Origin of the sequence: Nocardia tenerifensis NBRC 101015 (assembly GCF_000308715.1) — a bacterium.
Lineage (GTDB): Bacteria > Actinomycetota > Actinomycetes > Mycobacteriales > Mycobacteriaceae > Nocardia > Nocardia tenerifensis.
In genome coordinates, this window is sequence record NZ_BAGH01000525.1 from 1 (window position 1) to 6,461 (window position 6,461).

Consider the following 6,461-nt stretch of genomic DNA (forward strand, 5'->3'; position numbering starts at 1 on the left):
CTCGAACGGACCGAGCAGCTCCTCGACCCGCGAGTTCACCGCGGCGAGTTGGGCATGGCTGATCAAACCGCGCGCGACGCCGGATTGATTGCTCACCACACCGAGCCGCAGGCCCGCCGCCCGGACCGCGCGCAGCGCGTCGGCGGCGCCCGGCACGGGCCGCACCTTCGCGGGATCGGCGTTGTAGGGCACGTCGACGATGAGGGTGTCGTCCCGGTCGAAGAGCAGAGCCAGCGGCGACGCGTGCGTGGCGTGCCGATGGCGCAGCTCGCCGCGCAGCCGGTGCCAGCAAGCGGCGGGCGGAATCAGCGCGCTGCTCAGGATCATTTGGCCCACCTCGACGGGCGTGCGGGGGCCGGGCGCGATCCGGCGCGCGGCGAAATCCGCGGTCAATGCCGTCCACACCGTCGCGCACGCCAGTGCGGCGCGTCGATGTCGGGTGACGCCGAGCGCGAGCGCGGCCGCGCCCGCGGCGGTGGTGAGTGTGTGCCGAGGCAGCAGTCCGGCTGCTTCGCCGATGCGCTGACGCCACTGAGCGCCGTATTTCCTTCGCATCAGGGCGTTGTCGGCATTGCCGCGTTGCGCGCGCACACTGGCCAGCGCGCCGGTCTGGCGCACCGGGTGAGACGTGCGCCGTCGCCCGTCGGCGATGCGGTAACCGGCGAGGCAGACGCGAATCGCCAGATCGGCGTCCTCGCGAAACGCCCTGGGGAACCGTTCGTCGAAGCCGCCGACCTCCGCCAAAACCGTTCGGCGGTAAGCCATGTCGGCGGTGATCCAGCGGGCGTCGGCCAGCCGCGCGACACCGCGTTCCTCGTCGGTCGGCTTGCGGTGCGCAGGCAGCGCGACCTCGATGCGGGCCGTGGAAGCCGCCGTCGTCTCGTCGATGTCGCGCAGGTCGTCGGCCAGTCGCGCGGGCCAGTCCGCCGCGATCACCACGTCGTCGTCGAGGAACGCGATCCACGCGCCGGTGGCGTGCCGCCACCCCGCGTTGCGCGCGGCGGCCGGTCCGCGGCCGCCCGAGCGGACGACCCGTACCGGCGGCTCGGTGTCGGGCAGCGTCAGGTCTTCGCCGTCGGGGCGGTCGTCCACCACGATGATCTCCCGCGGTCGCGGACCCGATGCGGTGTCGAGCGTCTCGAGCAACCGCCGGAGGTTGTCCCGGCCGGTCGTCGGGATCACGACGCTGTAGTCGGCGCTCATGCGCGCCGCACCAGGAACGGGCCGATGGCGAGCAGGTCGATCGGCGCGGACCCGAAGCACTCGAGCGCGTCGCGCGGCGAGTCGACCATCGGCCTGCCCGCGGTGTTCAAGCTCGTGTTGACCACCACGGGCAATCCGGTGCGCCGGTCGAACTCGTCCAACATCCTTGCGAGCAAAGGATTGTCGGCGGGGTCGACCGTTTGTACCCGGGCGGTGCCGTCCACGTGCGTGACGGCCGGGATGCGGTCGCGCCAGGCCGGGGCGACGTCGTGGACGAACAGCATGTACGGGCTCGGCAGCGGGCCGCGGTCGAAGATCTCGGCGGCCCGGTCGGCGAGCACCATGGGCGCGACCGGGCGGAACTGCTCGCGGCCCTTCACATCGTTGAGGCGTTCGAGGTTCGCCGATCGCCCGGGATGCGCGAGCAGCGAACGATGCCCGAGCGCGCGCGGGCCGAACTCGGCGCGGCCCTGGAACCAGGCCACCACGTCGTCGCCGGCCAAGGCCTGCGCCACCTCGGCGGCCAGGTCGTCGGGTTTGGTGTAGCGCACCTTGGCGGTGCGAAGGATGGACTCGAGTTCCGCGTCCGTCCATTCGCGGCCGAGGTCGGCGCCGCGCCTCGGGGCTGCTCGCTCGCCGAGCTCGGCGGCCAGTTGCAAGGCGGCGCCCAGCGCGGTGCCCGCGTCACCCGAGGCCGGCTGCACCCAGATGTTGTCGAACGGACCCTCCGCGTGCAGCCGGGTATTGGCGACGCAGTTGAGCGCGATGCCGCCGGCCAGCGTGAGGTCGCGCTGTCCGGTCTGCCGGTGCAGCCACGTGACCAACTCCAGCAGCACGTCCTCGAGTCGTCGCTGCACACTCGCGGTGAGATCGGCGTGGTCGCGGCTTAATTCGCCGCCGGTCACCGCCGGGGCGAACGAGGACCAGTCCACGGGCTCGGTGCGGAAACCACCGTCGTCGGTGGTGTAGATCAGCTCCCGGAACTGGTCGAGGAATCGGGGCGTGCCGTACGAGGCGAGGGCCATCACCTTGTATTCGTCGCTCGACCGGGCGAAGCCGAGATGTTCGGTGAGGTCCTCGTACATCAGCCCGAGCGAGTGCGGCAGCCGCTGGGCCGCCAGCTCCACGAGCTTGCCGTCGCGGTACTCGCCGGCGAGATAGGACTGGCTCTCGCCGCGTCCGTCGGCGACCAGCACGGCGGAGTCGCCCATGGGCGCGGCCAGCGCGGCGGACGCGGCGTGCGCGACGTGGTGCCGGACGAATCGCACGATCCCCGGGTCGAGTCCGGGCAGCGCGGCCGCCAGGAATCCGGGCGCCCGCCGCGCGTAATCCGTTCGGGTCTCCTCACTGCGCTGATCGAGTCCGCCGAGCGAGTGATCGACCAGGCTCGGGTCGTAGGAGTAGCCGACCGCGTCGAGCTGATCGGGTCGTAGCCCCGCGCGCTCGAGACACCACGCGGCCGATTGCTCGGGCAGCTCCCAGGTGGAGAACGGCACCGGCCGTTTGCCGTGTTTACGGCGGCTGAATCGCTCTTCTTCGGCCGCCGCGACGATTTCGCCGTCGACGATCACGGCGGCGGCCGGATCGTGGAATACCGCGTTGATCCCGAGGATGCGCACGGGCTGCCTTCCTGTTCGAAACATTGAGGCTTGTCGATACTGCCGACGACATAGTGGTCGCTACCCGGTTGCGTCCTCATCAAACAGCCGGACCGCGAAGGCGCTGGTCAAGGCGGTGGCTTCGCGGCGCGCTCCGGGTGAACGCGCGGCGAACCACTCGATCGTGCGGCGCAGTCCTTCCGCCCGATCGACCGTCGGCTGCCAGCCCAGTTCGCGGCGCGCGAGCGAGATGTCCGGACAGCGCCGCTGCGGATCGTCGACCGCGCCGTCCACATAACGCACCGTGGACGTGGCGCCGACCGCGTCCCGGATCTCGACGGCGAGCCGGCGCACCGAAACCTCGTCCGGATTGCCGATATTGACCGGCCCCGGATGTTCACTGGCCGCCAACGCGGTCAGGCCGCGCACGGTGTCGTCGACGTAGCACAGCGACCGGGTCTGCTCGCCGCTGCCCGCGACGGTCAACGGCGCGTTCGACAGGGCCTGAGCGATGAACGTCGGCACCATCCGGCCGTCGTCGGTGCGCATCCGCGGGCCGTAGGTGTTGAAGATGCGGGCGATTCCGGTGCGCACACCCCGTTCGCGACGGAACGCCATCGTCAACGCCTCGGCATACCGTTTGGCCTCGTCGTAGACGCTGCGCGGGCCGATCGGATTGACGTGCCCCCAATACTGTTCGGGCTGCGGATGCACGGCCGGGTCGCCGTAGACCTCGCTGGTCGAGGCGAGCACGAATCGTGCCCCGTTCCGCTCGGCCAGGTCGAGGCAGTGGGCGGTCCCGAGCGAACCGGCGCGCAGCGTCTCGATCGGCAGTCGCAGATAGTCCGGCGGCGACGCGGCGGAGGCGAGGTGGAAGACGACATCGAAGGCGCCGAGCGCGGGCAACGGCTCGGTGATGTCGTGCTGCACGAGTTCGAAGCCGCGTCTGCCGAGTAGCTGGGCGACATTGTCCGGTGCGGAGGTGGCGAAGTTGTCCACGGCGACCACGGCCGCGCCCGCGTCGAGCAACCGCTCGCACAGGTGCGAACCGACGAATCCGCAACCGCCCGTGACCAATACGCGTTCGACGTGTCCCGGCACCGTTATCTCCTCTCCGTGAGTCCGCTCGCGCGGACACCGCGATCGGTCGGCGTGGACCCGGTGCGCAGCTCCCCGCCGCCGGCGCGATCGAACGCCCGCCTGCCCGCCGCCGCGGCCGTCACCCGCCGGTACTCGCGCAGCGTGTCCCTGGCGACGCGGTCCCAGGAGTAGCGGGCGTGCACCCGGTCGTATCCGGCGCGGCCGTATCGCTGCCTGACCTCGGGCGCGTCCAGCAGTTCGCGCACCGCCGCGGCGAGGCTCGCCGGTTCCTGCGGCGTCACCAATCTGCCGGTCACCCCGTCCACGACCGTGTCGATCAGCCCGCCCACCGCGCTGGCGACCACGGGAACGCCACAGGCCATCGCCTCCAGCGGCGTGATGCCGAACGGCTCGTACCACGGCGTGCACACCACCACGTCCGCCGATCGGAGCAGCTGAGGCACGTGCGTTCGCGGGACCTGGCCCACCATGTGCAGCCGGTCCCGTACGCCGAGCTCGTCCGCCAGCGCCAGCAGCCGGCTGCCCTCCGGATCGTCGGCGACCGCGCCCTCGTCCGGGCCGCCGATGAGCACCAGTTCGGTGTCGGGCAGGTCGGCGAGCGCGGTGATCGCGATGTCGAAACCCTTGCGCGGCACCAGTCTTCCGACACTGATCACGCGATGGGTGGACGTCTTCGCGGCGGTCGGTCCGTCGGGCGTGAACTGCTCGAGATCGACGCCGCACGGAATCACCGACGTCCTGGCCCTCGGCACGCCCATCCTGGCGAGCTCGAAGACCTCGTCGGTGCAGGTGGCGATGATGCGGTCGGTCTGCTGGGCGATCGACTGTTCCAGGCGTATCCGGTCGGCCGGGCTGGTGTCGTCCGCGCCCTGGTGCCTGCGCTTCACCACGCCGAGTGCGTGAAAGGTCTGCACCACAGGGGTTTCGGTGGATCGAGCGGCGGAAAGGGCGGCGAGCCCGGACATCCAGAAGTGCGCGTGCACCACCTCCGGGCGTTCCCGGCGCCACTGCTCGCGCAGGAAAGCGCCGAATTCGCCCATGTGCGGCAGCAATTCGTCCTTCGGCAGCGGGTGTGGCGGGCCCGCGGGCACGCCGATCACGCGGTAGCCCTGCTCGGTGGTGGTGACCGGTTCCGCCGCGGCATCCTCGCGCCGGGTATAGACGCTGACGCGTCGTGGCCTTGTCTGCACAGTGCCGCCGATAACTCCGCGACGTGCACGTTCTGTCCGCCGGCGTCGACGCCGCCCAGCGCGGCGAGCGGATTGGCGTGCTCCGACACCATCGCGATCTTCATTGGCCTGCCTTTCGGTCGCCAGACGCCGTTCGATCGGACACTTTGCGGTGGAGCATCCCCCGGTTTCATGCAGTGATCTCGTGGAGTACGGCATCCCACCGGTGCAGAAAGGCGTCGAGGCCGAAATGCTCCAGTGCGAATTGACGCCCCGATTTGCCTGCGAGCACCGCCAGGTCCGGTTCGTGCAGGAATTCATGGAATTTCGCGGTGAGCGTCGCGATATCGGCGGAGACGGCGCCCGCCTCCGGCGGGACCGCGCCGGGGGCCTCGGTGGTGGCCAGTGCCAGCACCGGCATGCCGAGGTGCATGGCCTCGAGCAGGGACAACCCGAGCGAGGTCCATCGCGCGGTGTGCAGATACACCCGCCGTCGCGCCATCTCCCGATGCAAGACCGACTGCGGGAAGTCGCCGATGCCCTGGATCGGGTGGCGGGTCGGGCCTTCTGCGCGGAACTCGTCCGCGCCGATGCCGTACAGATCGATCGGGCCGCAGGCCGCGAAGGCGGGCAGCAGATCGCTGCCGGTGATCCGGCCGCGCCGCACCGGCTCGTTGATCAGCGCGACGCCGTGCGGCAACTCGCCGGTGTAGAGCGGGCCGGGGTCGACGATGCCGTGCGGCACGACTCGGGTCGGCGCGCGCCCGTTGTCCCACATCAGCTCGTTGAAGTGGGTGACGTGCACGATGGGGATGTCGGCGCGGTCGGCCAGCGGATGCGTGGTGGTCGCCGCGCTGGGTCGAGGGGTGTTGTGCTCGACATAGACCGCCGGAATGTCGACCCCCGGGCGGCGGCCGAGCCAGCGCTCGACGAGCTCGATCTCCTCCGGGCGTTGCAGCACAACCACGTCCGGCTCGGCATCGCGCAGTCGTTCGGCCGGCACCTCCCGCACCGCGGGCCAGTCGCGACCGCACAGTCCCCGCCCCCACGGCCCGCCGTCTGCCACCACGGGAACGAAGTACCGGTGTCTCCCTTGAACGAACGAGGTCGTCCACGAACCGTGCACATGCCATAGCAGCACGCTGAGGCGTTCGACCGTCGGGACCATGCCCTAGCTCTTGCCTTTTGTCGCCGACTCAAACAATGCGCCGTACAGAGCGAATTTCCGGTTAATTGCTCGTGGGCCATGAAACTGGCTCTCGGAATCCGTGACCTGGCCGTTTACCGCCGATGGTTTGGAACTTCGGCGTCCGGCAACACCCCCGGCATGAGCGGACCTGGCGTTGTCACAGTCTCCGGCGATCATCCGGCGATCGTTATCCGCAATCCC

General features: G+C 70.3%; 5 protein-coding genes and 1 pseudogene. All 6 read right to left on the reverse strand.

Annotated elements, in window-relative coordinates:
• The coding region (locus tag ON39_RS35090; RefSeq protein ID WP_040740620.1) for an HAD-IIIA family hydrolase at positions 1–1,203 on the reverse strand (1,203 nt) is incomplete at its 3' end.
• Positions 1,200–2,822, reverse strand: a complete 1,623-nt coding sequence (locus ON39_RS35095) for a carbamoyltransferase family protein (RefSeq protein WP_040740622.1) — start codon at positions 2,820–2,822, stop codon at positions 1,200–1,202. The genes ON39_RS35090 and ON39_RS35095, both read right to left, overlap by 4 nt.
• A gap of 60 nt (positions 2,823–2,882) precedes the next feature.
• Positions 2,883–3,902 carry a UDP-glucuronic acid decarboxylase family protein gene (locus tag ON39_RS35100; protein WP_211336275.1) on the reverse strand — a complete coding sequence of 340 codons (1,020 nt, stop codon included), beginning with the start codon at positions 3,900–3,902 and terminating at the stop codon, positions 2,883–2,885.
• Positions 3,903–3,904: 2 nt separating this feature from the next.
• Positions 3,905–5,196, reverse strand: a pseudogene (locus ON39_RS35105) (glycosyltransferase).
• 65 nt (positions 5,197–5,261) lie between these two features.
• On the reverse strand, positions 5,262–6,239 hold the full coding sequence (locus tag ON39_RS35110; protein ID WP_040740623.1) for a glycosyltransferase: 978 nt from the start codon (positions 6,237–6,239) through the stop codon (positions 5,262–5,264).
• 3 nt (positions 6,240–6,242) lie between these two features.
• The coding region (locus tag ON39_RS50240) for a hypothetical protein (RefSeq protein WP_218006194.1) at positions 6,243–6,461 on the reverse strand (219 nt) is incomplete at its 5' end.